The following is a 26578-nucleotide window of genomic DNA, read 5'->3' as shown; positions in this document are numbered from 1 at the left end:
GCAGCCGTAGGATTGGCCTGTGAACCGGCAGGACGTGATCGATATCTTGCGACGGAACCAGGATGCTCTGCGCGCTCGGGGAGTCCTGCACGCTGCCCTGTTCGGCTCTCTGGCCCGCGGTGAGGAGCATCCCGGAAGCGATATCGACATCGTCATCGATTTGGCGCCGGACCTCGCCATCGATGTCTACCAGTATGTCGGGCTGAAGAATTACATCGAGGATCTATTTCCGTCTCCGGTTGATGTGGTCGACCGAGACACCATCAAGCCGCTCATCCGCGATAGTGTTATCAAAGAGTCCATTTTTGCCTTCTAATATAAGTCTCCGCTTCTCGCGCTTTCTGAAATGGCGGCGAATATCGATCTTGCCAAAGAATTTGTGAAGGGGCTCTCGTTTGAAGAATTCAGTGTCGATACGAAGACCTTGTATGCTGTCATCCGCTGCCTCGAGATCATCTCGGAGGCGTCACGACGCTTGCCGTCCGAGCTGCTTCAACGCCATCCGGACATACCGTGGGTCCAGATCGCTCGCGCGGGAAACATCTATCGTCATGAATACAACGACGTTCGTGAGAAGATGATCTGGACCACTATCCACGGTTCGCTCGATCCGCTGGAGGCCGTCGTCCGCCAGGAGCTCGCTCGCTTGAACGACGGGCAGGCTTGACGGCGGCTCCGCCCAGACAGTTCACCCGCACTTGACTTACCCGCTCTCTTGGGCGTCTTGTGCCGCGCCGCCGCCTAGGGCGGCAGGTCCTTGTCCCGATTTCCCGAAAATGCGCAGCTATCTCGATTTCGAAAAGCCGGTCGCCGAGCTCGAAGCCAAGATCGAGGAGCTGCACGCCCTCGAGCAGCCGGCGGGCGCCGTCGAGATCGGCGAGGAGGTCGCCCGGCTCGAAGCCAAGGCGGCCGAGGCCCTCAAATCGCTCTATTCGAACCTCACGCCCTGGAACAAGACCCAGGTGGCGCGCCATCCGCAGCGGCCGCACTGCCTCGACTATGTGGCCGGGCTGATCGCCGACTTCACGCCGCTCGCCGGCGACCGCAAGTTCGGCGAGGACGAGGCGATCGTCGGCGGGTTCGGCCGCTTCCGCGGCGAGAGCGTCTGCGTCATCGGCCAGGAGAAGGGCTCGTCGACCGAGAGCCGGCTCAAGCGCAACTTCGGCATGGCGATGCCGGAGGGCTACCGCAAGGCGGTGCGCCTGATGGAGCTGGCCGACCGCTTCGAGGTGCCGGTCATCACGCTGGTCGACACCGCCGGCGCCTATCCGGGCATCGGGGCCGAGGAGCGGGGCCAGGCCGAGGCGATCGCCCGCTCGACCGCCGCCTGCCTGGACCTCAAGGTGCCCAACGTCGCGGTGGTGCTGGGCGAGGGCGGCTCCGGCGGGGCCATCGCCATCGCCACCGCCAACAAGGTCCTGATGCTGGAGCACGCCATCTACAGCGTGATCTCGCCGGAGGGGGCCGCCTCGATCTTGTGGCGCGACTCGGGCAAGGCCCAGGATGCCGCGACCGGCATGAAGATCACCGCCGACGACCTGCTCAAGTTCGGGGTGATCGACGCCATCATCCGCGAGCCGGTGGGCGGCGCCCACCGCGACTGGGCGGCCGCCATCAACGCCACCGGCGACGCCATCGCGGCCGCCTTCGACAGCCTGCGCGATCTCGGCCCCGAGGCGATCCGCCAGCAGCGCCGCGACAAGTTCCTGGCGATCGGCCGCAATCTGGCCTGAGCCGGACAGCCGCGGCGAACCGGGCGCGGCGGCGCGATGCGGGCCGCGCGTGGGCATCGATCCGGGCCGGGTGCGTTCACACCAAAATACCGCGCCGGGCTGTTCGGTTAACCTGTCGTCAACCCTTCCGGCCCAGCCTGCCGGTGTCCCGCGGCAACCTTCGATTCACCATGAAGGTGGCGTGGACGGGAACCCGGCGCCCCGTCGCCTTGCTTAGACCACATCTTAACGCTACCGAGGTCTTGCAAGTACGGGGACGATGAGGGGGAGTGCCGTTTGAATCGCCACACGGCTAAGGTCCGCACGCTCATGGCGTCGGCGGCGGTCGCGGCTGCGATCGCGCTCGCCGGTTGCCAGACGGACGGGATCTCCCAGATCCCGAGCAAGGCCATGCAGCCCCTCTCGCGCGAGATGCAGGCGCTGCTCGACAAGAAGGGCATGCCGGTCGATTCGCCGATCCTGGTGCGCGTCTTCAAGGAGGAGGCGGAGCTCGAGGTCTGGAAGCAGGACAAGTCCGGCCAGTACGCGCTGCTCAAGACCTACCCGATCTGCCGCTGGTCGGGCGAGCTCGGCCCCAAGATCAAGCAGGGCGACCGGCAGGCGCCGGAGGGCTTCTACTCCATCACGCCCGGCCAGATGAATCCGAACTCGAGCTACTATCTCGCGTTCAATCTCGGCTTCCCCAATGCCTTCGACAAGGCGCACGACCGCACCGGCCAGTTCCTGATGGTGCACGGGGACTGTTCGTCGGCCGGCTGCTACGCGATGACGGACGAGCAGATCACCGAGATCTACTCGCTCGGCCGCGAAGCCTTCCTGGGTGGCCAGAAATCCTTCCAGGTGCAAGCCTATCCGTTCCGGATGACGGCCCTCAACATGGCCCGCCACCGCAACAGCCCGCACATGGCGTTCTGGCGGATGATCAAGGAAGGCAACGACCACTTCGAGGCCACCCGCCAGGAGCCCAAGGTCGACGTCTGCGAGAAGCGCTACGTCTTCAATGCCACCCCGGTGGCGGGGAGCTTCAACCCGGTCGGCCGCTGTCCGTCCTATCAGGTGCCGGCCGAGATCGCCTCGGCGGTCCGCGACAAGCAGGACCACGACGAGCGCCAGTTCGCCGCCCATGTGTCGCAGGGCGTCCGCACCGCCGCGGTGACGACCGGCAGCGACGGCGGCATGCATCCGACTTTCCTGGCCAAGCTCAACACTCAGGACAGCTTCGTCGCCAACGGCCGCCGGGTGGCGACGCTGCCGCCGTCGAGCCCGGGCGGCAAGCCCACCCTCGTTTATCTGCCGACCGCGACACCGACCGCGGTCGCCGCCGCCGATCCGGACACCACGGCCGGCGTCCTCGGCAGCACGCGGGTCGCCTCGGCGGACGGCTCCGCGCCGTTCGGCACGCTCTTCGGCGGCTCCGGCAGCGAGCCGGCGAAGTCGTCCGAATCCGGCTTCGGCCGGGTCGGCAAGTGGCTCGGTCTCGGCGGCAAGGCCGACGACGTGCCGCCCCCGCCGTCCGCCAAGCCTTCCACCAAGCCCGCCGCCAAGCCGGCATCCGCGGCCAAGCCGGCGAGCCGGCCCGCCGCCCCGAAGCCGGCCGCGTCGCAGACCATGCTGGCCTCGTCGTCGTCGCGCCCGGTGGCGCTCGGGGCCATCCGGCCCGGCACCACGCCGGCGCCCTCGTCGGCCGCTTCGGCCACGGGCGCGCAGCCGAAGGCCGCGCAGACGGCCGCCGCGGCGCCCAAGCCGGACAAGACTCCGGCCACCGCGACCGCGTTCGCTGGCGGCACGCTCGTGCCGGGCGCTCAGCCGGTGCGCTCGTCGTCCAGCTTCGAGGGTCGCTGGGGCGGAATGTAGGGGCCGCGTCCGGCAGCCTCCTCGCCGGCGCCTCCTTCGGGCGCCCCTCGGGGCGGCCCGCGTATCGCGGCGGTCAGGCGACCGGCCAGCCGTCCAGCGGCAGCGAGACCGGCGTCTCGAACGTCACCCCGACATGATGGCGGTTGCGCCACACCACGGTGCAGCGCGCCTCCAGGCGCCCCGAGTCGGCCCGCAGCGTGAACCGCTCCGGCACCGTGCCGGCGTTCTCCACCAGGAGACAGGCGCCGCTGGTCGACAGGTTGAGAATGGCGCACTCGGCGCCGGCCGACGGCTCGCCGGGCGACCACGGGTCGACGATCTTGGCGGTGGCGAAGACGAGATGGCGCGGCGCTCGGCGCTGGTCGCGCCGGCCCGGGGCCGCAGGCGGAACGATCTCCGACATGGCTGCGATCCGGACGAACCTGCCCGGCAGGCGGCAGGTGAGGGCATCGTCGCGACCGCGCGGGGCGGCCGCACGGCACCCCGGGCCGGACGCACGGGGCATGCCGATCATGGGGCGAAAGGCTGAACGAGGCTTTACCATCCTGCCACCGCGGGAGCAGTGGATCTCTTACAGCAGGCGGCGGAAGCCGGACGGCGCCGGCGGCTTGCGCAGCCGGATGAAGCGGACGGCGCGCTGCGCCGCCTCGGGCGTGAGGTCGGCGTAGAGGTCGAAGGTCTGGCGCTGGTCGCCCGCGGTGCCGACAGTGGCGGCCAGCACCCCCTTGGCGTCCGGCCAGGCGAGCCCGGCCGCCTTGCACAGCATCATCAGGCTCTGGGCGGAGCCCTGCCGGACCAGCGCGCGGACGGTGCCGACCGGCACCTCGGTGATGACCGCGAGCTCGTCGATCACGTCACCCCGGCGGCCGAGCCGCGCCTTCTCGCACAGCAGCCGCAGCCGGTCCGGCGAGGCGGCCGACGGGCCGGGCACGGCGGGAGCGGCCGCCGGCGCGCTCGCGGGTGGGGTGGCGCGCTGCCGGGAGAGCGCCGACATGGCTTGGGTGTAGCGGGTGCGCACGCCCGGTGCGTCGCAGCGGGCGACGCGGCGGCGCACCGCCTCGGTGGCGCTGCGCAGCAGGCCGGCGAGCACCTCGTCGGGGACGTCGGAGCGGCTCGCCACCAGGACCGCCAGCTCCTCGTCGCCATGGGCGCGGCCGACCACGAGGCCGAGCCCGATCGCCGAGAACAGGGCGCCCGCATTGGCCGTCACCTTCCGGGTGACCGCGAGGTCGGCATGCTCGACCACCACGTCGGTGACCCCCTCGGAGAGCCGCGGCCTGACCGCGATGGCGGCCAGATGGCCCTGGCTCTTGCTGCCGGCGATGGCGATCAGGACGTCGTCGCCGAGCCGCGGCGATCGCTCCAGGACGGGGCCGGCGACCGCGATGTCGTCGCTGTGGCCGAGCAGCGCGATGGTCTGAAGCGGCGCCCCCGGATGAGCAGCGAGCTGGAGGCCGAGCCGGATGAGGGCGTGGCGCTCCACCGTTCCGACCAGGCGCGCCATCACCAGGTCGAACAGGGCGATGTGATCGTCGGCGAGGGCCTCGGCGCGGGTCAGGAACAGATCGGTCAGCCGCCGCAGCATGTTGCCACGCGCGTCCGCGGTGGTGCGGTTCAGCGCACCGGAGAGGTCCTGGATCAGCGCGTGCGACGGGGTCATGACGCCGGCCGTGGTGCCGCCGCCGCGGCGCCTTGTGCAGGCGCGCCGGCGGCCGGGCCGGAGCTGCGGCGACCAACGTGCGGCGGCAGGCCGCGCGGCAGGGCGAAGGCGGACATCGGCGACCCGTGACGGGGCGGCGCAGCCGGGGGCACATCCGGGTCCGCCGATCCCGGGCGAGTGACCTGGGCTTGGCGCAAACGCGGACGGATGCCGGCTCGCACCCACGTCCGGCATCGCCGTGACCCTAACGGGGAACCCTCAACGGGGCGTTAAATCGCCTGTTCGGACTAGGTCGACGGTCGTGGCGTCACAGCGTCGCGGCGCTCCGCGATCCGTCCGGCGCCATGCCGGGCCGGCTCAACCGTGCCGCGCCGCGCCGTCGGTCAGGCGTAGCGGCCATGGCAGTGCTTGTACTTCTTGCCGGAGCCGCAGGGGCACGCCTCGTTGCGGCCGACCTTGCCCCAGGTGGCGGGGTTCTTGGGATCGCGCTCCGCCGCCTCGGCGGTGTCCTGGCGGTTGCCGAGCAGCAGGCCGACATCGGCCGTCGCGAACTCGTTCTCGCCGGTCAGCGGATCGAGCTTGGTGGCCTCCATGGGCGGCAGCGCCGCCTCCTCGGGCTGCTGCTGGACGATCTCGACCCGCATAAGCTGGGCGGTAACCGCTTCGCGCAGGCTCTGGCTCATCGCCTCGAACAACGCGAAGGCTTCCGCCTTGTACTCGTTGAGCGGATCGCGCTGGGCATAGCCGCGCAGGCCGACGACGTTGCGCAGGTGGTCGAGCATCACCAGGTGCTCGCGCCACAGATGGTCGAGCGACTGGAGCAGGATCGACTTCTCGACGTAGCGCATCACGTCGGGGCCCCACTGGGCCGCCTTGGCGGCCATGTGCTCGTCGGCCTTGCGGGTGACGCGGGCGAGCAGCTCCTCGTCGGCGATGCCCTCCTCCTTGGCCCATTCCTCGATCGGCAGATCGAGGCCGAGCACGCGCGACAGCTCCTCCTTGAGGCCGGGCGTGTCCCACTGCTCCGGATAGGCGCTCTCGGGGACGTGCTTGGCGACGAGATCGTCGACCACGGTGTGGCGCATGTCGGTGACGATCTCGTTCGTCACCTCGTCGCGCATCCAGTCGATCCGCTGCTCGAAGATCACCTTGCGCTGATCGTTCATGACGTTGTCGAACTTCAGCAGGTTCTTGCGGATGTCGAAGTTGCGCGCCTCGACCTTCTGCTGGGCCTTCTCCAGCGCCTTGTTGATCCACGGATGGACGATCGCCTCGTCCTCGCGCAGGCCGAGCTTCTGCAACATGCCGTCGAGCTTGTCGGACCCGAAGATGCGCATCAGGTCGTCTTCGAGGGACAGGAAGAACTTGGAGTGGCCGGGGTCGCCCTGGCGGCCGGAGCGACCGCGGAGCTGGTTGTCGATGCGGCGCGACTCGTGGCGCTCGGTGCCGAGCACGAACAGGCCGCCGGCGGCGAGCGCCTTCTCCTTCAGGCGGGCGATCTGCGCCTTGATCTCCTCGATGCGGCGGTGCCGCTCGGCCTCGTCGGTGACGTCGGCGAGCTCCTGGCGGATGCGCATGTCGGCATTGCCGCCGAGCTGGATGTCGGTGCCGCGGCCCGCCATGTTGGTCGCGATGGTGACGGCGCCGGGCACGCCGGCCTGCGACACGATATAGGCTTCCTGCTCGTGATAGCGGGCGTTGAGGATGGCGAAGACCTTGGCGTTGGTGGCGCCCTCGTCGCCGGAATAGAGCGCCGCGAAGGCGTTGGGGTCGGAGAAGTCGTGCGACTCCCACCCCTTCTCGCGCAGCATGTCGGCGAGCTGCTCGGACTTCTCGATCGAGGTGGTGCCGACCAGCACCGGCTGGCCGCGGGTCTTGCAGTCCTCGATCAGGGTGATGATGGCGCGGTACTTCTCGGCCGCCGTCCGGTACACCTCGTCGTCGTCGTCGATGCGGACCATCGGCAGGTTGGTCGGCACCTCGACGACCTCGAGATTGTAGATGTCCAGGAACTCGTCCGCCTCGGTCTGCGCCGTGCCGGTCATGCCGGCCAGCTTCGTATACATGCGGAAGTAGTTCTGGAAGGTGATCGAGGCGAGCGTCTGGTTCTCGGGCTGGATCGGCTGGCGCTCCTTGGCCTCGAGCGCCTGGTGGAGACCGTCCGAGTAGCGCCGGCCCGGCATCATGCGGCCGGTGAACTCGTCGATGATGACCACCTCGCCGTTGCGGACGATATAGTCCTTGTCGCGCTGGAACAGCTTGTGGGCGCGCAGCGCCTGGTTGACGTGATGCACCACCGAGACGTTCTCGACGTCGTAGAGCGAGTCGGTCTTGAGCTGCCCGGCCTCGCGCAGCATGCGCTCCATCTTCTCCATGCCGGCCTCGGTCATGGTGACGGTGCGCTGCTTCTCGTCGAGATCGACGTCGGTGCTGTCGAGGCGCGGAATGAAGGCGTCGATGGTGTTGTAGAACTCGGAGCGGTCGTCGAGCGGGCCCGAGATGATCAGCGGCGTGCGCGCCTCGTCGATCAGGATGGAGTCCACCTCGTCGACGATGGCGTAGGCATGGCCGCGCTGGACCATGTCCTCGACGCGGTACTTCATGTTGTCGCGGAGGTAGTCGAAGCCCAGCTCGTTGTTGGTGCCGTAAGTGACGTCGCAGCCGTAGGCCAGCTTGCGCTCCTCGTCGTCGAGCCCGTGCACGATGACGCCGACCGTGAGGCCGAGGAACCTGTAGATCTGGCCCATCCACTCGCTGTCGCGCTTGGCCAGGTAGTCGTTGACGGTGACGACATGGACGCCGTGGCCCGAGAGGGCGTTGAGATACACCGGCAGGGTGGCGACCAGGGTCTTGCCTTCGCCGGTCTTCATCTCGGCGATGGAGCCCTCGTGCAGCACCATGCCGCCCATCAGCTGGACGTCGAAGTGACGCTGGCCGAGGGTGCGCTTGGCGGCCTCGCGCACGGTGGCGAAGGCGGGCACCAGGATGTCGTCGAGGGTCTTGCCGGCGGCCAGCTCCTGGCGGAACGCCTCGGTGCGGGCGCGCAGCGCCTCGTCCGACAGGGCGGCGATCTCGGGCTCGAGGGCGTTGATCTGGTCGACCCGGGGGCGGTATGCGCGAATGCGTCGATCGTTGGCGTTTCCGAACAGCTTGCGGACGACAGCGCCGAACATCCCGGAGGTCCTTTCTGTGGTCTCGGGCGCGTGCCGGCCCCGAGGCGGGTTCGGCCGGTCCGGATGGGCCGGGGAACCGGCCGTGGTCCCGGCACAGCCCACCGTCACGGCAATGTCGGGAAAAGGGGTGCAGGCACGACGCCGCACGCCCAAGACGGCACTCGCCGGCGAGCGGTGGAGAGATAGGAGGGGGTCCGGGGCTTGTCAATCGGCGGCCCGGCGGCCGGCCCGGCATCCGGATGCGCCGTGCGGGCGCGACGAGGCCGCTGTCCGCGCCGCTCCGAAGCGCGGGTGACGCACCGCCCCTGTGCAACCATGCCGCAATCATGCCGTCGTTTGCCGATAGCAGACGAGAGTTGCCAAGCGCCCCGCCTTGAGCGACCTTGCCGCGCCGTCCGGTTCGGGCAGAGAGGCCCGCTTTTCCAAGGATTCTCGATGATTACGCAAGCTTCATTCGTGCGTCCGGGCTGCCCGGCGCGCCGTCGCGCCGGGGTCGGAGCGGCGTTGGTGCTCGCCGTCGTGCTCGCCGCCGGCGGTGCCGTGGCGCAGGCGCCGGCGCCCGCCGCCGATCCGGTGGTGGCGAAGATCAACGGCGTCGAGATCCGCCAGAGCGACCTCGCTCTCGCCGAGGAGGACGTCGGCCAGAACGTGCCGGCCGGCACCGCCGACGCCAAGCGCGACTGGCTGATCAACTATCTCACCGACATGACCTTGCTGGCCAAGGCGGCCGAGGCCCAGAAGGTCCAGGACTCCGACGACTTCAAGAAGCGCCTCGCCTATGTGCGCAGCAAGGCCCTGATGGAGACGCTGCTGCGCGACTCCGGCAAGGCCGGGGCGACCTCCGAGGCGATGCAGCACGTCTATCAGGAGGCCGTGAAGCAGATGGGCGACGAGCAGGAGGTGCATGCCCGGCACATCCTGTTCCGGGTCGCCGACGCCAGCGATCAGAAGGCCGCCGCGGCCGCCGAGGCGAAGGCCAAGGACACCCTCGCCCGGATCAAGAAGGGCGAGGACTTCGCCAAGCTCGCCAAGGATCTCACCGAGGACCCGCCCGGCAAGGCCGACGGCGGCGATCTCGGCTGGTTCACCAAGGACCAGATGGTGCCGGAGTTCTCGGAAGCCGCCTTCAAGCTCGACAAGGGCCAGGTCTCCGATCCGGTGAAGACCTCGTTCGGCTGGCACATCATCAAGGTCGAAGACAAGCGCAAGCGCGAGGCGCCGCCCTTCGACCAGGTGAAGGACCAGATCGAGACCTTCGTGACCCGCAAGGCGCAGATCGAGCTGCTCAACAAGCTGCGCCAGGAGGCCAAGATCGAGCGCCTCGACAAGCCGGCGGACGCCAAGCCGGCGGCCGACAAGCCGGCCGACACCAAGGCCCCGGCGCCGGAGAAGAAGTAACGACGCTTCGCCGCGGTTCACCTCTCCCCGCTGGCGGGGAGAGGTCGACGGTCGCACGCCTGCGTGCGGACGTCGGGTGAGGGGGCGTTTCGGTTCGAGCCGAGACGCCGTGGCCCCTCACCCGTCTCGGACCGTCGGTCCTCGCCACCCTCTCCCCGCCGCGCGGGGCGAGGGAGTCCCGGTGTCGTGCCTTGTCCACCCCTCCCGCTTGACCGGGCCTGCCGGCGCTCCTAATCGACGCTGCGACGTTCGTCGAAGGCGCGGGAGGGGCTCGCGCCGTTCATCAGGGGGCTCGTGCCGATGGCCGCCGTCTCTCCGCTCGCGCCCGAGCGCTTTCCCGACATGCCCGCCGTCGACGGGGTGCGGCTCGCCACCGCGGCGGCCGGCATCCGTTATGCGGGGCGCACCGACGTGCTGGCGGTGCTGCTCGACCCGGGCACCGCGGTGGCCGGCGTGTTCACCCGCTCGAAATGCCCGTCGGCGCCGGTCGACTGGTGCCGCGGCAAGCTGAAGGGCGGCAAGGCGCGCGCGCTGGTCGTCAACTCCGGCAACGCCAACGCCTTCACGGGCCGGTCGGGCGTCGCCGCCACCAAGCTGACCGCCGACATCACCGCCAAGGCGGCGGGCTGCAAGCCGGCCGAGGTGTTCCTCGCCTCCACCGGCGTGATCGGCGAGCCGCTGCCGGCGGAGCGGTTCGGCGGCGTCATGGACGGCCTCGTGCAGGGCGCCGCCCCGGGCTGCTGGGAGGAGGCGGCCCGCGCCATCATGACGACCGACACCTTCCCGAAGGGGGCGGCGGCGATCGCCCGCATCGACGGCAAGACGGTGACCATCTGCGGCATCGCCAAGGGCGCCGGCATGATCGCTCCCGACATGGCGACCATGCTGTCCTTCGTGTTCACCGACGCGCCGCTGGCGCCCGCCGTGCTGCAAAGCCTGCTGACCAAGGGCGTCGAGGACACCTTCAACGCGGTGACGATCGACGGCGACACCTCGACCTCCGACACGCTGCTCGCCTTCGCGACCGGCGCGGCGGCGGCCCGCGGCGTCCCCCGCATCGCCCGGGCGAGCGACCCGCGGCTGGAGCCGTTCCGCAAGGCGTTCAACCTGGTGCTGGGCAATCTCGCCGAGCAGGTGGCGCGCGACGGCGAGGGGGCGCGCAAGCTGGTCGAGATCGTCGTCGAGGGCGCCGCCTCCAAGAAGGCCGCGCGAAAAATCGCCATGTCGATCGCCAACTCGCCGCTGGTGAAGACCGCCATCGCGGGCGAGGATGCCAACTGGGGCCGCGTCGTGATGGCCGTCGGCAAGGCCGGCGAGAAGGCCGATCGCGACAAGCTGTCGATCTGGTTCGGCGGCATCCGGGTCGCCCACAAGGGCGCCCGCGATCCCGGCTACGACGAGGCCAAGGTCTCCGCCGTGATGCAGAAGCCGGAGATCGAGCTGAAGGTCGATCTCGGTCTCGGCAAGGGCCGCGACCGGGTGCTGACCTGCGATCTCACCAAGGCGTATGTCGAGATCAACGGCGACTATCGGTCGTGATCGTCGGTCTCGGAGCATTTTCCGGCGACGTGGACGCTGGTTCGCCGTCGAAAATGCGACCATGCAAGAACTTCTGGAGCGAAGTCAGATCCAGTTGGATCGGACTCCGCTCCAGCCACGGTTCGCCGATACGTGTCCCGGGCGCGGCGCGCTCGCGCGGCACCGCGGGCGGGACACGCGCGTCTTGGTCTGGATCGAATCCGCGGAGCCTCCCGTGAAGCTCGTCCTCGTCGTCGCCTGCGCGCTGATCGATGCCGACGGCCGCGTGCTGCTGGCGCAGCGCCCCGCCGGCAAGGCGATGGCCGGCCTGTGGGAGTTTCCCGGCGGCAAGGTCGAGGCCGGCGAGCGCCCCGAGGAGACGCTGATCCGCGAGCTGCACGAGGAGCTCGGCATCGCCGTCAAGGAGCCCTGCCTCGCCCCGCTCACCTTCGCGAGCCATGCCTACGCGGACTTCCACCTGCTGATGCCGCTGTTCGTGTGCCGGCGCTGGGACGGGATCGTCGCGGCGCGCGAGCATGCCGCACTCGCCTGGGTGCGGCCCAACAAGCTGCGCGACTATCCGATGCCCGAGGCCGACATCCCGCTGATCCCGCATCTGACCGGGCTTTTGCTATAAGGCTCCTGTCACTGCGTTCGTCCCGGGTCGGCCTTCTCGCCGGCCGGGATCTCGCGGGTGCCGAGCGCATCGGCGAGCCGCGCGGTGGCGCTGCCGGGCCGCAGCGGCTTCTGCTGGCTCTCGTGCGGCGCCCAGCCCGACAGCCAGATGATCTCCACGGTGGCGCGCACCCGACCGTCCGGATCGGAGAAGCGCTCGCCGTAAATCTCGACCGCCCGCATCAGCGTGGCGCGGCGCAGCGGCGTGCGACGCCGCTCGGCGAGCGGGTTGGTGGCGCCGAGGCGGCGCAACTCGTGCATCAGGCCGATCGGTGAATCGTAGCGCACCGTAAAGCGATCGACATCGGTGACCGGCAGCGCGAAGCCGGCGCGCTGGAGTAGCGCCCCGATGTCGCGGACGTCGGCGAACGGAGCGACGCGCGGCGACAGTCCGCCTTCGCATTCCGTCTCGGCGAGCGCGAAGCTCTGCCGCAGCTCGGTCAGGCTCGCGCCGCCCACGAGGGCGGCGAGGAACAGCCCGTCCGGCTTCAGGGCGCGGCGGATCTGGGCGAAGGTGCCGGGCAGGTCGTCGACGACTTGGAGCGCCAGCGCCGAGACGACGAGATCGAGGGCGCCGTCGGCGAAGGGCAGCATCTCCGCGTCGGCCACCACGGTCGGGCCACGCGCCGCGGCGGCGCTGGCGAGCGCATCGACCGCGACCAGCCGGCCGACCCGCGGGTGCCCGGCGAGCGCGCGACGCACCGCGTCGTCGGGCGTGCCGAGATCGACCGCGCACGCGAAGGTCCGCAGCGTCGCGGCGAGACGGTCGGCCATGTCGTCGGCGACCCGCTCGGTCAGAAAGGTGGGCGCGCCCATCCGGGCGGCGCGGCGCCGCCGGCGCAAGATCAGGGGACGATCGAAGAGGCGTGAAGCATTCATTAACCATCCTGCTGTATCATGAGCCACGACGGTGAGTCTCGCCGCCTTGTGACAACGTCTGCGTGCCGCGGAGGTGCGGCCTGCCGGTTCTGGCCCGGTGCTTGCATGTAAATCGGGGCAAGCCAAGGGTCTTCCGGCGTCTTCCGGCACACGGGGCACCCCCGGGGCTGGAACGATGCAGGCGGGATGCGCCGGCTGTTGCCGGCCGTGCCGAACTGAGAATTGCGAACTGTAACAGGGCGAGATGCGAGGTGGGCGGTGGAGCGGGCCCGGTGAGCGGCCCGAAGAACCGCGCGCCAGAACCGCGCGTGAGGATCGCGGCCGCACGGGTCGACGTGCGGGACTTTCGGTGCGTGCCGGTGCGCTCCGCGCCGCGGAACGGCCGGCGTCCATGAACGAGGGTTCATATGGCGACGCACGCTTCCGTCACGAATCGGATCGGCACGGCCCGCTGCGGCGTGACTCGCTCGGGCCTGCGATCGGCGCTCCGCTTCGCCCTCGACGCGGTGCTGCCGCCGCTCTGCCCGGTCTGTGGCGAGCCGCTGACCGATGCCGATGCCCTGTGTGCCGCCTGCTGGTCGCGCTTGTCATTCATAGCGCGTCCTTATTGTGACCGGCTCGGAACACCCTTTCCGCATGACGCCGAGGCGACTCGGGTTTCGGCTGCGGCGATTGCGCATCCCCCCGCGTGGGATCGGGCGCGTGCCGCTGTGCGTTACGACGATGTGTCTCGCGCGCTCGTCCATGCCTTGAAGTACGCCGACCGGCTGGAGCTGGCCCCGATGATGGGGCGCTGGATGAGCGAGGCGGGCCGCGACCTGCTCGCCGACGCGGACGCGCTGGTGCCGGTTCCGCTGCATTGGCGCAGGCTGTGGGCGCGCCGCTTCAATCAGGCGGCGCTGCTCGCCACCGTGATGGCGGATTTGCGTGGCATGCCGGTGCTCGTCGACGCCCTCAAGCGCGTGCGGGCGACGCCCCAGCAGGTCGGCATGACGCGGGCCGAGCGGGCCGGCAATGTTCAGTCGGCGTTTCGGCTCACGGAACACGGCGCGGCGGCCGTGCGGGGGCGGCGCGTCGTCCTGGTGGACGACGTGATGACCACCGGGGCGACCGCCGAAGCCTGTGCCCGCGCGCTGTCGCGGGCCGGTGCGGCCCGGGTGGACGTGATCGTGTTCGCCTGTGTCCTCGATGCAACGAAGGTATGACTTCCGGGAGACACGGATTGTTGATGCGCCGCACTCTCCCTTATATTGGTCCATTGCGTTCTGTGTGCGACGCAAGCCCGGCGGCCGAGATGATCGACCGACGACCTCCGACGGGCAGGCTGACGACGAGCAGGCTGACGAAGGGCACGCTGATCGGGTCGCCGGGATGAGTCCGGATGATCGGCGCTCCGGCAGCAGCTCGGGAGTGGCGCACGGGACGAGCCGTGGAGACCGGGTGGTTGTTCCGGGTCGGCGCATGGCCGGGCAGCCGAAATCTCGACGGACGAGACACGGCCGATGAGATAAGGCTGACGAGACACGTCTGACGAGACAAGGCTGACGAGATACGGCGACCGAAACGCGACGCGAGGCGAGAGACGCGACGAACGATGGCTGAAGTGGAAATCTATACGACGCCCTTCTGTCCCTATTGTGCGTCGGCCAAGCAGCTGCTTCGCCGCAAGGGTGTCGCGTTCACGGAGATCGGCGTCGCCGGTCACCCGGAGAAGCGGGCCGAGATGGAGGCACGCGCCAACGGGCGGACCACGGTGCCGCAGATCTTCATCGGTCCGAACCATGTCGGCGGCTGCGACGATCTCTACGCCCTCGACGAGGCGGGCAGGCTCGACCCGTTGCTGCGGGCGTGACGGAGGGTTCACTGATGACGTTTCAGCTCCGAGAGAATTCGACCTTCCGGGTGGCCCTGGTCCAGCTCCAGTCGGGCCGGCGGCCGAGCGCCAACATCGATGCGGCCATCAAGCTCATCGGCAAGGCCAAGGAGCGCGGCGCGCACTATGTGCAGACGCCCGAGATGACCAATCTGATGGAGAGCGACCGGGCCCGGCTGCTCGAGCTGGTCGCCCCCGAGGAGAGCGACCCCGGCCTCGCGGCGTTGCGTGACACCGCGCGCCGCCATCGCCTGTGGCTCCATATCGGCTCGCTCGCCGTCAAGGTCGGCCCCGATCTCGCCGCCAACCGGACCTTCCTGATCGATCCGGACGGCGAGGTGGTCGCCACCTACGACAAGATCCACATGTTCGACGTCGACCTGCCGGGCGGCGAGAGCTATCGCGAGTCGCGGATGTTCCAGCCGGGCGACCGCGCCGTGGTGGCGGACCTGCCGTGGGGCCGTCTCGGCCTGTCGATCTGCTACGACCTGCGCTTCCCGGCGCTGTACCGGGCGCTGGCCGAGGCGGGCAGCTCGTTCCTGGCGATCCCGGCCGCCTTCACCCGGCAGACCGGCGAGGCCCATTGGCATGTGCTGATGCGGGCGCGCGCCATCGAGAACGGCTGCTACATCTTCGCCGCCGCCCAGGGCGGCCTGCACGAGAGCGGCCGCGAGACCTTCGGGCGCTCCCTGGTGGTCGACCCGTGGGGCGTGGTGATCGCCGAGCACGGCACCCAGCCCGGCTTCGTCATGGCCGAGATCGATCCGGCCGCCGTCACGGCGGCGCGCAGCCGCATCCCGTCGTTGCAGCACGGGCGCCGCTTCGAGCTGGTCGAGCCGACGGCCGCGGCCGTGCGTCTGCACGCACTGCACGAGGCGAAATGATCCGTTATGCGCTCGCATGCGCGGATGGGCATGCGTTCGAGAGCTGGTTCCGCAACTCGTCAGACTATGACGATCAGGCGAGGCGCGGGCTCGTCACCTGCCCGGTGTGCGGTGACGTCCGGGTCGAGAAGGCGCTGATGACGCCGCGGCTCGGTCGGTCGTCCAAGTCGGCGCCCGATCACCCGGTGCTGGATCGTGCAGCGGTGGAGCGGGCTGGACTCCCGCAGGCCGGATCAGCACAGGCCGGCTCCGGCGAGACGGTGGCCGAGGCGGCCGGCGAGGCTCGCGCGCCCGTTGCCCTGATGTCGCCCCAGGAGGTCGAGCTGCGGCGCAAGCTCAAGGAGCTGCGCGACCATCTCGTCGCCAACGCCGAGCATGTCGGCCCGCGCTTCCCCGACGAGGCCCGGCGGATGCACTACGGCGAGACCGAGCACCGCTCGATCTATGGCGAGGCGTCGTCCGACGAGGTGAAGGCGATGCTCGACGAAGGCATCGCGTTCCATCCGCTGCCGATGCTGCCGGACGAGCGGAACTGATCGGTCTGCGGGCGCCGCGGGACGCCGTGCCCGGCGGTGCGCCTCATTGGGCCCACAGCAGCATCACCACGCCGACGACGATCAGCACGACGCCGATCAGCTCGCGGGCGGTCGTCCGCTGGCCGAAGACGAAACGGCTCACCCCCTGGGCGAACAGCACCTCCACCAGGGCCAGGGTGCGCACATTGGCAGCCGTCGTGAGGGCGAAGCCGAGGAACCAGAGCTGGGAGGCGAGCGCCCCCATGAAGCCGGCCAGCAGCGACGGCCGCCACGCCCGCAGCACCGCCACCAGCACGGTGCGGTCGCGCACCGCGAGCCACACCGACAGCAGCAGCGCCTGGAGCGCCAGCGCGATGCACAGGGTGGTGCCCGCCGCCGTCAAATAGCCGGCGTCGAGGCTGAGGATGGCACCACGGAACGCCACCGCCGAGACGGCGAAGCAGGCCGCCGCGCCGATTCCCAGCGCCACCGGCCGGGCGCCGCCGGCCTCCTGGCCAGGCCGCAGCGACATCGTCACCACGCCGGTGGTCGCCACCGCGATCGCCGCCCCCACCGCCAGGGTGATCGGATCGCCCAGCACGGCGAGGCCGAACAGCGCCACCTGGATCGGCTCGGTCTTGGTGTAGGCGATCACCACCAGGAACGATCGTTCCCCCATGGCGGCGAGCATCATGGCGGTGGCGGCGATCTGGGTCAGGGCCCCGGTGGTCACCCACGGCCAGAAGGCGAGCGGCGGGCGCGGCGGCGCCGTGCCGGTGGCGAGCACGATGGCGGCCAGGAACACGACCGCGAACGGCACGCCGAACAGGAAGCGCACATGGGTGGCGCCGGTGGTGCCGAGCGTCCGGGTGAGCTGGCGCTGGGCGGCGTTGCGCACCGTCTGGGCGGCGGCCGCCGCCACCGTGAACGCCGCCCACGGCCAGATCGTCCACTCCGACATGTCCCATCCGGACAGGTTCAAGGCGGACACACTCGACCACCCGGTATCACCCGACACGGCGCCTCCGCGGCCGGCCCCCGCCGCCGGGGCCGTCACGACGAGGCACTGCGCGGCGGCGTCGATCGCGCAGCGGCAACCTGTCCGCCCGCGAGGCCCGCGGGTGCTGGTGCAGGAAAGGCCGAACCGTTATATCTCATAGGCCGGGGTATCGTGCGACCGGGTGCGAGCGCGGACGACGGATGCAGGGTGGCGGTTCCGGAAGGCCGGGCGTCGATCGGCCGCCGGGCGAGCCGTTCGGATCGAGGCCGGGCGCCTTGACGAATCGCGCCGCGGAAGGCGAAGCCGAGGCGGTGGGCCGCCGGCGCCCCCATGGTGTGCTCCGTCTCGTCCGCGAGGACGTGCAGCAGGAGGGATGCGATGAAGGCCCTGACGATCGGCGGCGCGATGATCGACACCATCGCGATCATCGAGAGCTCGCGCATCGAGCGCATGGCGATGTCGAACGCGGACTCGTCCTTCCTGCTGATGGAGGAGGGCCGCAAGACCGAGGCGCTGGAGATCTCGACCCATATCGGTGGCGGCGCCGTCAATGCGGCGGTGTCGATGTCGCGGCTCGGCTTCGACGTCTCCACCCTGATCAAGCTCGGCCAGGACAGCCGCGCCGAGACGATTCTCACGACGCTCGAGCACGAAGGGGTCTCGACCCGCTGGGCGCTGCGCGACCCGCGCGCCCCGACCGGCGCCTCGGTGCTGATCTCGTCGCATGACCGCAACGCCGCGGTGTTCACGTTCCGCGGCGCCAACACCATGCTGGAGACGCAGGACCTGCACGACAACGCCTTCGCGGTCGACGTCGTGTACATCACGTCGCTGAGCGGCAAGTCGGCCGAGCGCTTCCCCGAGCTGGTGCGCCGGGCCAAGGCGCAGGGCGCCCTGGTGGCTACCAATCCTGGCGTGCGGCAGCTCTCGGCCCGCGCCGGCCCGTTCCAGGACGCGCTGCGCATGGTCGACATCGTGGCGCTGAATCGCAGCGAAGCCTCCACCCTGGTGCCGAGCCTGATCGCCCAGTTCGGCGAGGGCGGCCCCAAGCTGCCGCTGGCGCCCGACGAGGAGCGGCCCGACATCGATCGCCGCCCGCTGTCCGGCGGCGGCTTCGACATGAGCGTGGTGGCGTTTTTCCGCGCCCTGACCAGCCTCGGGGTGAAGCGGGTGCTGCTCACCGACGGCAAGCGCGGCGCCTATGTGGCCACCCCGGACGAGATCGTGTTCTGCCCCTCGGTGGAGTGCCCGGTCGCCGGCACGGCCGGGGCGGGTGACGCCTTCACGTCGACCTACACGGCCTACGAGGCTCTCGGCTTCGCGCCGCTCGACGCCCTCAAGGCGGCCACCATCAATGCCGCCTCGGTGGTCGGCGTGGTCGACACCCAGACCGGCCTCCTGAAGCGCGACGAGCTGGAGCGGCGCATCCAGGCGCTGGCGCCGCAGTTCGTCACCCGCCGCTGGCCGCTGCATTTCGAGACGCCCGAGGACGAGCGCGTCGGCGAGATGGCGGCCGAGTAGGCCAGGACCGCAGCGGTGCGCCGTGCACGGCGCCCGGGCTCCGTCTCCCTGCCTGCGGGGAGAAGGTTGGGATGAGGGCGAGCGGCGTTTCGGCTCGAGCCGAAACGCCGCTCATCCGACACGCCTCGCGGGCTCGGCGTGTCGACCTCTCCCCGCTGGCGGGGCGAGGCGAGAAGAGCAAAAGAACAGAACGCCGGCATGGACGAGCCTCGCCTCAACATTCCCGAATGGAGCGTCTCGGAGCTGTCGGCGGCGCTCAAGCGCACCGTCGAGGACGCCTACGGCCAGGTGCGGGTGCGCGGCGAGATCTCGGGCTTCCGCGGCGTCCACTCCTCCGGCCACGCCTATTTCTGCCTCAAGGACGAGAGCGCCCGGCTCGATGCGGTGGTGTGGCGCACCGCCTATGGGCGCATGCGGATCAAGCCGGAGGAGGGGCTGGAGGTGATCGCCACCGGGCGGCTCACCACCTATCCGGGCCGCTCGACCTATCAGATCGTCATCGACAGCCTGGAGCCGGCCGGGCTCGGCGCCCTGATGGCGCTGCTCGAGCAGCGCAAGCAGGCGCTCGCCGCCGAAGGGCTGTTCGATCCGGCCAGGAAGCAGCTCCTGCCGGCCCTGCCGGGGGTGATCGGCGTCGTCACCTCGCCGACCGGCGCCGTCATCCGCGATATCCTGCATCGGCTCGCCGACCGCTTCCCGCGGCCCGTGCTGGTGTGGCCGGTGCGGGTGCAGGGCGAGGGGGCGGCCGAGGAGATCGCCGCCGCCATCCGCGGCTTCAACGCGCTCGCCCCGGGCGGCCCGATCCCGCGCCCCGACCTCCTGATCGTCGCCCGTGGCGGCGGCTCCATCGAGGACCTGTGGGCCTTCAACGAGGAGATCGTGGTGCGGGCGGCGGCCGACAGCGGCATCGCGCTGATCGCCGCGGTCGGCCACGAGACCGACGTCACCCTGATCGACTTCGCCGCCGACGTGCGGGCGCCGACCCCGACGGCCGCCGCCGAGATGGCGGTTCCGGTGCGCGCCGAGCTGCTGGAGCGGGTCGCCGGGCTCGGCCGCCGCGGGCTCGCCTGCTGGCTCCGCAGCCAGGAGCACCGCCGCGTCGCCCTGCGCTCGGCCGCCCGGGCGCTGCCGTCGGCCGATGGGCTCCTCGCCACGGCGCGCCAAAAGCTGGACGGCGCCGCCGGCCGGCTGCCGCGGGCGCTCCTCGCCGGCACCCACCGCCATCGCGGCGACTTCTCGCGGGTGGCGGGCCGTCTGACGCCGCTGGTTCTGCGCAACCGCCTGGAGCGCGAGGGCGAGCGGGTGCGGGGGCTCGGCGAGCGCGCGGCGCGCTGCCTGCGGGTGGGGACGGAGCGCCGCCGCGACCGCTTCACGGCCGTGTCGGGGCGGCTCGGTGCGGCGCTGCGGGCCGCGCTGGCGGCCCAGCGCCTCGGCATCGCCCGCGACCGGGAGCGCGTCGCCGCCCTCGGCGCTCGGGCCGCGCGGGCCTCCCACCACCTCGTGGCCGAGCGCCGCGCCCGCCTGGCCCGCGCCGGTCAGCTGCTCGCGGCGCTGTCCTACACGGGCGTGCTGGCGCGCGGCTTCGCGCTGGTGCGCGGTCCGGACGACCGGCCGCTGCGCAGCGCCGCCGCGGTGCCGCCCGGCCTGCGGCTCAGCCTCGAATTCGCCGACGGGCGGGTCGCCGCGGTCGCCGGCGAGGGGAGCGGTGCAGCGCCGCCCGGACCCGGTGCCGTGGGGACGGCTCCCGCCCGGGTGCCGACGATGCCCCCGGCCGAGCGGCCGAAGCCCGCCCGCGCGGCGCGGCGGCGGGACCCGGAGAGCGGCCAGGGCTCGCTGTTCTGAGCCGCCGCGGCGCCGCCTGCGCCACGCCCGCGGGGTCACGTCGACGCGAGCGCATCGACCAGGGTTTCGTCCCCGGCTGCGAGCGACTACATTGGCCGGATGCTTCGACATTGCCGGCCGGCGGTCCGCGCGCCGCGCCGACGCGACTTTGCGCCGGAGGTACGACGTGCTGAACCGCTTCGATTTTCGCTCCCCGCAGACGGGCGAGGCGGAGATCCGTTATCTCGATGCCGATTTCCGGGTGCTGCGGGCGGGCGCCTTCGTGCGCTGCGCCGTCACCGGCGTGCCGATCCCGCTCGAGGAGCTGAAGTACTGGAGCGCCGAGCGCCAGGAGGCCTATGCGGGGCCCGAGGCGGTGCTCCAGCGTCTGCACCCGGACCGCGTCAAGCCGGCCGGCTGAACCCCGTCGAAGTCTGAAAACGGGGGCTTACAGCCGCAGCCCCGTCCGCTCCGCCAGGAGGCGGCGCAGCGCCGCCGGCTCGTCCAGGACGAGCCCGACCGGCAGTGCGAGGCTGAGGCCCGCCAGTCGGTCGAGCCGCGGGTCGCCCTGCATCCGGCACAGATCCTTCTCGGTGGTCACGAGGGTGAGCGACCGCTCGCGGGCCGCCGTCAGCAGCCGGGCGACGTCGCCACCGCCGTAGCGGTGGTGATCCGGGAACGCCACCGTCTCCTCGACGCGCAGCCGCAACGCGGCCAGCATGGCGAAGAACTTGTCCGGATCGGCGATCCCCGCATAGGCGAGGAGGCGCTGGCCGCGCAGGCCGGCGACGGCGGCCGGGTCCGGCGCCAGCCGTCCCGACAGCACCGGCAGGCCGCGCGCGCGCACCGCCGCCACGATGTCGAGAGCCGCCGGCGAGGGATCGCCGATCACCAGGAGCGCATGGGCGCGGTCGAGCTGGGTGTCGAGCGGCAGCCGCAGCGGCCCGGCCGGCAGCACCCGGGCGTTGCCGGCGGCGCGGCGGCCGTCCAGCACCACGAGGGCGACGGACTTCACCAGCGTCGGGTTCTGAAGCCCGTCGTCCATGACGATCACACCGGCCCCCTCGGCGATCGCCCGCTCGGCTCCGGCCAGGCGGTCGCGCGCCACCACGGTGGGGGCGACGCGGGCGAGCAGCAGCGGCTCGTCGCCGACATCGGCGGCCGCCGCGTCCGCCGCCACCCGCAGCGGCCCGGCGAGCCGCCCCTTGTAGCCGCGGGTGAGGAACACCGGGCGCAGCCCGGCGCCGAGCAGCATGCGGGCGATGGCGATGGCGGTCGGGGTCTTGCCGGCGCCGCCGACCGTCAGGTTGCCGACGCAGATCACCGGCACCCGTACCGTGCTGCCGGGCCGGCGCAGCCGCGCCGCCGCGATGGCCCCATAGGCGGCCGCGAGCGGCGCCATCAGGCCCGCCGCGAGCCCCGGCTCGCGCCACCAGAAGGCCGGCTCACGCATCGCCCGTGCGGCCCTCCAGCCGGATCTGGACGAGATACGGCTCCAGCGCCGCCATGGTGCGATCGACCGCGCCGGCGAGGATCTGCACGGTGCGCTCGCCGGCCGCCGCAAGGGTGGCGCGGGCCTCGCCGTCGGCGAGCAGCACGGTCAGCGCGGCGGCGAGATCCTCGGCGTCGGCGACCGCCTTGGCTCCGCCGGCTCCGTCGAGCGCGGCGTAGATGTCGGCGAAGTTCTTTACATGCGGCCCGTGCAGCACGGCGGCGCCGAGCTTCACCGGCTCGATCGGGTTCTGCCCGCCATGCGGGATCAGCGAGCCGCCCATGAACACCACCGGGGCGACCCGGTACAGGAGCCCCAATTCGCCGAGCGTGTCGGCCACGTAGATCTCGGTGGCGGCGTTGGGCAGCGCGCCCTGCGACCGCCGCGCCGCCTCCAGGCCGGCGGTGGCCGCCATCGCGGCGATCTCGGCGCCGCGCTCCGGATGACGCGGCGCGATCACGGTGAGGAGGCGCGGAAACTCGAGACGGAGCTTGCGGTGCACCGCGAGCAGCGCGGCCTCCTCGCCCCCATGGGTCGAGGCGGCAGCCACCAGCGGGCGGCCGGCGAGCGCGCCGCGCAGCTCGGCGAAGCGGGCGGGATCGACCGGCAGCGCCGGCACGTCGAGCTTGAGATTGCCGGTGACGCCGAGACGCGGCGCCCCCAGGGCACCGAAGCGCTGGGCATCCTCGGGCGAGCGCACCAGGCAGAGGTCGAAGCGCGACAGCAGCGTCTCGATGGTGGCGGGGGCGCGCTGCCACTTCTCGTAGGAGCGCTCCGACAGGCGGCCGTTGACGAGGATCAGCGGCACGCGGCGCTCGGCGGCGGCGAGGATCAGGTTCGGCCACAGGTCGGATTCGACGAACAGGCCGAGATCGGGCCGCCAGTGATCGAGGAAGCGGCCCACATAGGCGGGCGCGTCGAGCGGCACGAACTGATGGATGGCGCCCTCCGGCAACCGCCGTGCCGCCAGCTCGGCCGACGTCACGGTGCCAGTGGTGACCAGCACGGCGACGCCCCGCGCCCGCAGGCGCTCGACCACCGGCAGCGCCGCGACGAACTCGCCGACACTGGCGCCATGGACCCAGACGAGCGGGCCGTCCGGGCGCGGCACGCCGGGCTCACCGCGCCGCTCCGGCAGGCGGGTGGGATGCTCCTTGCCGCGGCGCAGCCGGCGGCCGAGCAGGTAGCGCGCGAACGGCGTGGCCGCCCGGGTAGCGAGCCGGTAGGCCGTGAAGGTGAACGGCAATCGTTCGACCAAGACCGCCGTCTCCTGTGGTGAGGCGTGTGGCGCGGCGACCGTCGGAGGCTGTCCGAGGGATGGTGGTCACCGCAGGATGGCCGCCGAGTGCGGCCGGCATGAGACGGCCGGGACGGCCGGTGCGACACGTCCGGCGCCGAGCGGGCCGGACGAGGTGACGGAGCGCGTGGACGGTCGGGACAGGGCGCCGGCGGCGGGCCGTGCGCATCACGCGGGCGGCGCCCGCGTCGTCAGCGGGCTGCTCGCGTCAATGTCGCGACGATCTCGCTCACCACCCGGTGTCGCGCCGGATCGGCCGCGACGAGCGCCTCGTGGGTCGGCACCGGACGGTTGTACCGGATGGCTTCACCCGAGACCGTCGTCAGCGTTCCGGAGGCTTCGTGCACCAAAAGGTCGGCCGCCGCAAGGTCCCAGTCGTGCGCGTGACGCGAGGCGAGCGCGACGTCGATGCGGCCCTCGGCCACCCGCGCGAGACGCAGCGCCAGCGAGTGGACCTTGGGCTGCGGCAGCAGGCCGGGCACGGTGGCGGCGAGCCGTTCCAGCAGGCGCTGCGGACCGGCCACGCGGGCGCCGGCCAGCATCTCGGGCGCATCCGCGGCACCGCTCGCCGGGCCGCGCGTCACGCTGATCGGCGTGCCGTTGCGGGTGGCGCCGCGGCCGGCGACCGCCAGGAACATCTCGTCGCTCACCGGCGCGAACAGGGCGGCGACCACCGGGCGTCCGCGCTCGACCAGCGCCACCGAGACGGTCCAGTCGGGCTTGCCGGCGAGCAGGCCGCGGGTGCCGTCGATCGGGTCGACCACCCACAGCCGCTCGCAGGCGAGCCGCGCCGGATCGTCCTCGGTCTCTTCGGACAGCCAGCCGCAGCCGGGCAGCAGCGCGCCGAGACGCTCCTTCAGCAGGCGGTCGACGGCGAGGTCGATCTCCGACACCGGCGAGCCGTCGCCCTCGGTCTTGAACCAGCTCCGGATCGGACGCCGGGTTCGTTGCAGCGCGCCAGCCCCGGCCTCGCGCACCACGTCGGCGAGTTGCAGCACCAGCGCCGCGTGATCGATGGTGTCAGAGGCCCGCAACGGTCAGGCCCTCCACCCGCACGGTGGGCGCGTTGATGCCATAGCGGAACGTGAGATCGTTGGCCGGGCGCAGCGTGCCGAAGATGTCGAGCAAGTTGCCCGCGATGGTGATCTCGCTGACCGGATAGGTCGGCGTGCCGTTCTCGATCCAGAAGCCGGAGGCGCCGCGGCTGTAGTCGCCGGTCACCATGTTGACGCCCATGCCGATCAGATCGGTGACGTAGAGCCCCTCGGCGATGTCGCCGATCAGCGCGGCGGGCGTGTCGGGGCCGGGCTCGAGATGGACGTTGGAGGCGCTCGGCGAGGGCGTCGACGAGACGCCGCGCTGGGCGTGGCCGGTGGTCGTCATGCCGAGCTCGCGTGCCGTCGCGCAGTCGAGCAGCCAAGTGGTGACGACGCCGTCCTCGACCAGTGCCAGCGGCTTGCCGGCGACGCCCTCGGCATCGAACGGATGCGAGCGCAGGCCGCGCCGGCGCAGCGGATCGTCGACGATGCGGATGCCGGGCGCGAACACGCGCTGGCCGAGACGGTCGCGCAGCAGGCTGGTCTTGCGCGCCACCGAGGCGCCGTTGAGGGCGGAAACGAGATGCGAGACGAGCGAGCCGGCGACGCGCGGATCGAACACCACCGGCACCTTGCGGGTCGGCACCTTGCGGGGCGACAGGCGCTTGACGGCGCGCTCGCCGGCGGAGCGGCCGATCTCCTCGGGATCGTCGAGATCGGCGGCATGAACCGTCGACGACCAATCGTAGTCGCGCTCCATGCCGGTGCCCTCGCCGGCGATCGCCTGCATCGAGACGGAGTGGCGCGAGCCCACATAGACGCCGGTGAAGCCGGTCGAGGTGATCAGCACCAGGCCGCCGATGCCGGCCGACGCCGAGGCGCCGCCCGACTTGGTGACGCCGTCGACCGCGAGCGCCGCCGCCTCGGCCGCGACGGCGCGGCGCTCCAGCTCGCTCACCTCGGGAATGACGTGGTCGACGAGATCGAGATCGGGAATTTGCTTGGCCAGCAGCGCCGGATCGGCGAGCCCCGCATAGGGGTCCTCGGGAGCGACGCGCGCCATCGCGACAGCGCGCTCGGCGAGCGCCGCGACGCTCTCGCGCACCAGATCGTTGGTCGACACCACCGCCTGGCGGCGGCCGATCAGCACGCGCAGCCCGACCTCGTCGTCCTCGGCACGGGTCGACTCCTCGACGGTGCCGTCGCGCACGTCGACCGACAGCGAGACGCCGCGGGTGGCGATCGCATCGGCGGCATCCGCGCCGGCCTTGCGGGCGGCGGCGACGAGACGCTCGGCGAGATCGACGAGCGCGGACTGATCGAACAGGGAGGACATGCGAGCTTGCGCTTTCGAGTGCGAGAGACGGCGGCCGCGAGCGGACGAGACACGAGCGGACGAGACACGAGATGGGGCGAACGGCCGCCGCGATCAAGGCGACAGGCCGGGGGAGGATGCGGACCCACGTCTCGCCGCCGCCGCGAAGCCACGACAATGAGAACGGCTTCGGCAACGGCTCGTCAAGCATGTGCTTCGAAGGATTAGCGAAACCCCCGATTAACCAGCGCTTTTAAGACGAAACCAAACCATCGGCGCTAGTCTCCCAGGAAAGATCGGGCCGACAGAGTCCGAACAGGGAAGCTGCAATCAGCGAGGCGTCAAATGAGTGCCGGTGGGGTCACGCCCTCCGGGTCGAGCCGGCATGCCCGGCTCGACCCCTTCGCTCTTCCGATCCGCTTCACCACCGCCGACACGGCGACCGACACGCGCTTGCGCGATGTCGAACTCGGCCGCGACCGGGTGGTGTTGCGACGGACGGTGTCCGGCATGCGCATGGCGATGGCGCTGCCGCTCGACCATTTCCTCGGCGTCACCTTGAACGTGGTGCCGCCGGGCGACAACGACGACGGCGCGGTCGCCATCGTCCTGTCGCATCGCGACCCGGCGCTGTCGGTGCCGCTCTACATTGCCGACGACGGCACCGAGGCCATCGCCGAATGGCAGCTCTGGGCCAAGGTGCTCGGCCTGCCGCTCCTGATCGCCGATCCGGACGGCGTGCTACGCGAGCCGTTTCCGCGGCTCGGCTCGGTGCGCGTCGGGGCACCGCAGCTCCGCCGCCGCCGCTGCGGGCCGGTGAAGCGTCGCCGCGCCTCGATCCTGATGCGCCGCAAGCCCGGCCGCATGCCGGCGCGCCCGCGGGTGATCAAGGACGAGCGCGAGATCATCGCGCGGAGCTGACGGACTTTCGCC

Annotated in this window: 25 protein-coding genes; 15 read left to right on the top strand and 10 right to left on the bottom strand. The window is 71.3% G+C overall.

Annotated elements, in window-relative coordinates; all coding sequences use genetic code 11:
- Positions 1-19 precede the first annotated feature (19 nt).
- The 4 genes from ACFQUV_RS12280 (at position 20) to ACFQUV_RS12265 (ending at position 3587) form a co-directional block, all read left to right on the top strand.
- Positions 20-316 (top strand): nucleotidyltransferase family protein, encoded by a 297-nt coding sequence (locus tag ACFQUV_RS12280; RefSeq protein ID WP_129609661.1) that lies wholly within the window; start codon positions 20-22, stop codon positions 314-316.
- A gap of 30 nt (positions 317-346) precedes the next feature.
- Entirely contained in the window at positions 347-667 is a 321-nt protein-coding gene (locus ACFQUV_RS12275; RefSeq protein ID WP_129609660.1) for a DUF86 domain-containing protein, read from the top strand.
- A 109-nt stretch (positions 668-776) separates the two neighbouring features.
- Positions 777-1733, top strand: coding sequence for an acetyl-CoA carboxylase carboxyltransferase subunit alpha (locus tag ACFQUV_RS12270; RefSeq protein ID WP_111386251.1), 957 nt, complete (start codon positions 777-779; stop codon positions 1731-1733).
- 390 nt (positions 1734-2123) lie between these two features.
- Positions 2124-3587 carry a murein L,D-transpeptidase family protein gene (locus ACFQUV_RS12265; RefSeq protein WP_244601621.1) on the top strand — a complete coding sequence of 488 codons (1464 nt, stop codon included), beginning with the start codon at positions 2124-2126 and terminating at the stop codon, positions 3585-3587.
- A gap of 73 nt (positions 3588-3660) precedes the next feature.
- Here ACFQUV_RS12265 and ACFQUV_RS12260 read toward each other — a convergent pair whose 3' ends face one another.
- The 3 genes from ACFQUV_RS12260 to secA form a co-directional block, all read right to left on the bottom strand.
- A complete protein-coding gene (locus ACFQUV_RS12260; RefSeq protein ID WP_165363991.1) occupies positions 3661-3990 on the bottom strand; it encodes a PilZ domain-containing protein in 330 nt (109 codons plus the stop codon).
- Positions 3991-4158: 168 nt separating this feature from the next.
- On the bottom strand, positions 4159-5247 hold the full coding sequence (locus ACFQUV_RS12255) for a DUF2336 domain-containing protein (RefSeq protein WP_165363989.1): 1089 nt from the start codon (positions 5245-5247) through the stop codon (positions 4159-4161).
- Between the two features lie 383 nt (positions 5248-5630).
- Positions 5631-8420 (bottom strand): preprotein translocase subunit SecA, encoded by a 2790-nt coding sequence (gene secA, locus ACFQUV_RS12250; protein ID WP_129609656.1) that lies wholly within the window; start codon positions 8418-8420, stop codon positions 5631-5633.
- Positions 8421-8855: 435 nt separating this feature from the next.
- On the opposite strand from secA, the gene ACFQUV_RS12245 reads away from it, so the two are divergent.
- The 3 genes from ACFQUV_RS12245 (at position 8856) to ACFQUV_RS12235 (ending at position 11973) form a co-directional block, all read left to right on the top strand.
- The gene (locus tag ACFQUV_RS12245) at positions 8856-9818 is read left to right on the top strand and encodes a peptidylprolyl isomerase (protein ID WP_111386261.1); all 963 of its coding nucleotides are present in this window, start codon (positions 8856-8858) and stop codon (positions 9816-9818) included.
- A 300-nt stretch (positions 9819-10118) separates the two neighbouring features.
- The gene (argJ, locus tag ACFQUV_RS12240; RefSeq protein WP_129609655.1) at positions 10119-11357 is read left to right on the top strand and encodes a bifunctional glutamate N-acetyltransferase/amino-acid acetyltransferase ArgJ; all 1239 of its coding nucleotides are present in this window, start codon (positions 10119-10121) and stop codon (positions 11355-11357) included.
- Between the two features lie 214 nt (positions 11358-11571).
- A complete protein-coding gene (locus tag ACFQUV_RS12235) occupies positions 11572-11973 on the top strand; it encodes a (deoxy)nucleoside triphosphate pyrophosphohydrolase (RefSeq protein ID WP_280176760.1) in 402 nt (133 codons plus the stop codon).
- An 8-nt stretch (positions 11974-11981) separates the two neighbouring features.
- On the opposite strand, the gene ACFQUV_RS12230 is transcribed toward ACFQUV_RS12235, so the two are convergent.
- Positions 11982-12890: a methyltransferase domain-containing protein gene (locus ACFQUV_RS12230; protein WP_129609653.1), complete on the bottom strand. Its 909-nt coding sequence runs from the start codon at positions 12888-12890 to the stop codon at positions 11982-11984.
- Positions 12891-13297: 407 nt separating this feature from the next.
- Here ACFQUV_RS12230 and ACFQUV_RS12225 point away from each other — a divergent pair, with 407 nt between their 5' ends.
- The 4 genes from ACFQUV_RS12225 to ACFQUV_RS12210 all read left to right on the top strand — a co-directional run bounded on the left by ACFQUV_RS12225 (position 13298) and on the right by ACFQUV_RS12210 (position 16183).
- Positions 13298-14095, top strand: a complete 798-nt coding sequence (locus tag ACFQUV_RS12225) for a ComF family protein (protein ID WP_129609652.1) — start codon at positions 13298-13300, stop codon at positions 14093-14095.
- Between the two features lie 389 nt (positions 14096-14484).
- Entirely contained in the window at positions 14485-14742 is a 258-nt protein-coding gene (gene grxC / locus ACFQUV_RS12220) for a glutaredoxin 3 (protein WP_111387622.1), read from the top strand.
- Positions 14743-14756: 14 nt separating this feature from the next.
- The gene (locus ACFQUV_RS12215) at positions 14757-15647 is read left to right on the top strand and encodes a carbon-nitrogen hydrolase family protein (RefSeq protein ID WP_111387620.1); all 891 of its coding nucleotides are present in this window, start codon (positions 14757-14759) and stop codon (positions 15645-15647) included.
- Entirely contained in the window at positions 15644-16183 is a 540-nt protein-coding gene (locus ACFQUV_RS12210) for a DUF1178 family protein (protein ID WP_129609651.1), read from the top strand. Before ACFQUV_RS12215 ends, ACFQUV_RS12210 begins: the two co-directional genes overlap by 4 nt.
- A gap of 43 nt (positions 16184-16226) precedes the next feature.
- On the opposite strand, the gene ACFQUV_RS12205 is transcribed toward ACFQUV_RS12210, so the two are convergent.
- Together ACFQUV_RS12205 and ACFQUV_RS12200 are read right to left on the bottom strand one after the other, a co-directional pair.
- Entirely contained in the window at positions 16227-17123 is an 897-nt protein-coding gene (locus tag ACFQUV_RS12205) for an EamA family transporter (protein WP_129609650.1), read from the bottom strand.
- A 92-nt stretch (positions 17124-17215) separates the two neighbouring features.
- Positions 17216-17590 carry a hypothetical protein gene (locus ACFQUV_RS12200; protein ID WP_129609649.1) on the bottom strand — a complete coding sequence of 125 codons (375 nt, stop codon included), beginning with the start codon at positions 17588-17590 and terminating at the stop codon, positions 17216-17218.
- Here ACFQUV_RS12200 and ACFQUV_RS12195 point away from each other — a divergent pair.
- The 3 genes from ACFQUV_RS12195 (at position 17541) to ACFQUV_RS12185 (ending at position 20925) form a co-directional block, all read left to right on the top strand.
- Positions 17541-18683 carry a carbohydrate kinase family protein gene (locus ACFQUV_RS12195; RefSeq protein ID WP_111388608.1) on the top strand — a complete coding sequence of 381 codons (1143 nt, stop codon included), beginning with the start codon at positions 17541-17543 and terminating at the stop codon, positions 18681-18683. The two genes, ACFQUV_RS12200 and ACFQUV_RS12195, sit on opposite strands and share 50 nt — an antisense overlap.
- Positions 18684-18881: 198 nt before the next feature.
- Positions 18882-20525, top strand: a complete 1644-nt coding sequence (gene xseA / locus ACFQUV_RS12190) for an exodeoxyribonuclease VII large subunit (protein ID WP_129609648.1) — start codon at positions 18882-18884, stop codon at positions 20523-20525.
- A 169-nt stretch (positions 20526-20694) separates the two neighbouring features.
- Entirely contained in the window at positions 20695-20925 is a 231-nt protein-coding gene (locus tag ACFQUV_RS12185; protein WP_111388800.1) for a DUF2093 domain-containing protein, read from the top strand.
- 27 nt (positions 20926-20952) lie between these two features.
- Here the strand turns inward: ACFQUV_RS12185 and lpxK are convergent, their stop codons facing one another.
- The 4 genes from lpxK to ACFQUV_RS12165 all read right to left on the bottom strand — a co-directional run bounded on the left by lpxK (position 20953) and on the right by ACFQUV_RS12165 (position 25666).
- Entirely contained in the window at positions 20953-21957 is a 1005-nt protein-coding gene (lpxK, locus tag ACFQUV_RS12180; protein WP_129609647.1) for a tetraacyldisaccharide 4'-kinase, read from the bottom strand.
- Positions 21950-23254 carry a 3-deoxy-D-manno-octulosonic acid transferase gene (locus ACFQUV_RS12175; protein WP_129609646.1) on the bottom strand — a complete coding sequence of 435 codons (1305 nt, stop codon included), beginning with the start codon at positions 23252-23254 and terminating at the stop codon, positions 21950-21952. Before ACFQUV_RS12175 ends, lpxK begins: the two co-directional genes overlap by 8 nt.
- 230 nt (positions 23255-23484) lie before the next feature.
- Positions 23485-24327 (bottom strand): 3'(2'),5'-bisphosphate nucleotidase CysQ, encoded by an 843-nt coding sequence (locus tag ACFQUV_RS12170; protein ID WP_129609645.1) that lies wholly within the window; start codon positions 24325-24327, stop codon positions 23485-23487.
- Positions 24314-25666, bottom strand: coding sequence for a TldD/PmbA family protein (locus ACFQUV_RS12165; RefSeq protein WP_129609644.1), 1353 nt, complete (start codon positions 25664-25666; stop codon positions 24314-24316). Before ACFQUV_RS12165 ends, ACFQUV_RS12170 begins: the two co-directional genes overlap by 14 nt.
- A 324-nt stretch (positions 25667-25990) precedes the next feature.
- Between ACFQUV_RS12165 and ACFQUV_RS12160 the strand changes: the two genes are divergently transcribed.
- The gene (locus ACFQUV_RS12160) at positions 25991-26566 is read left to right on the top strand and encodes a DUF6101 family protein (protein WP_129609643.1); all 576 of its coding nucleotides are present in this window, start codon (positions 25991-25993) and stop codon (positions 26564-26566) included.
- Positions 26567-26578: the final 12 nt, after the last annotated feature.

The sequence above is a fragment of the Rhodoplanes sp. P11 genome, from assembly GCF_964266735.1.
Lineage (GTDB): Bacteria > Pseudomonadota > Alphaproteobacteria > Rhizobiales > Xanthobacteraceae > Rhodoplanes > Rhodoplanes serenus.
This window is presented reverse-complemented; position numbering and strand designations above follow the sequence as displayed.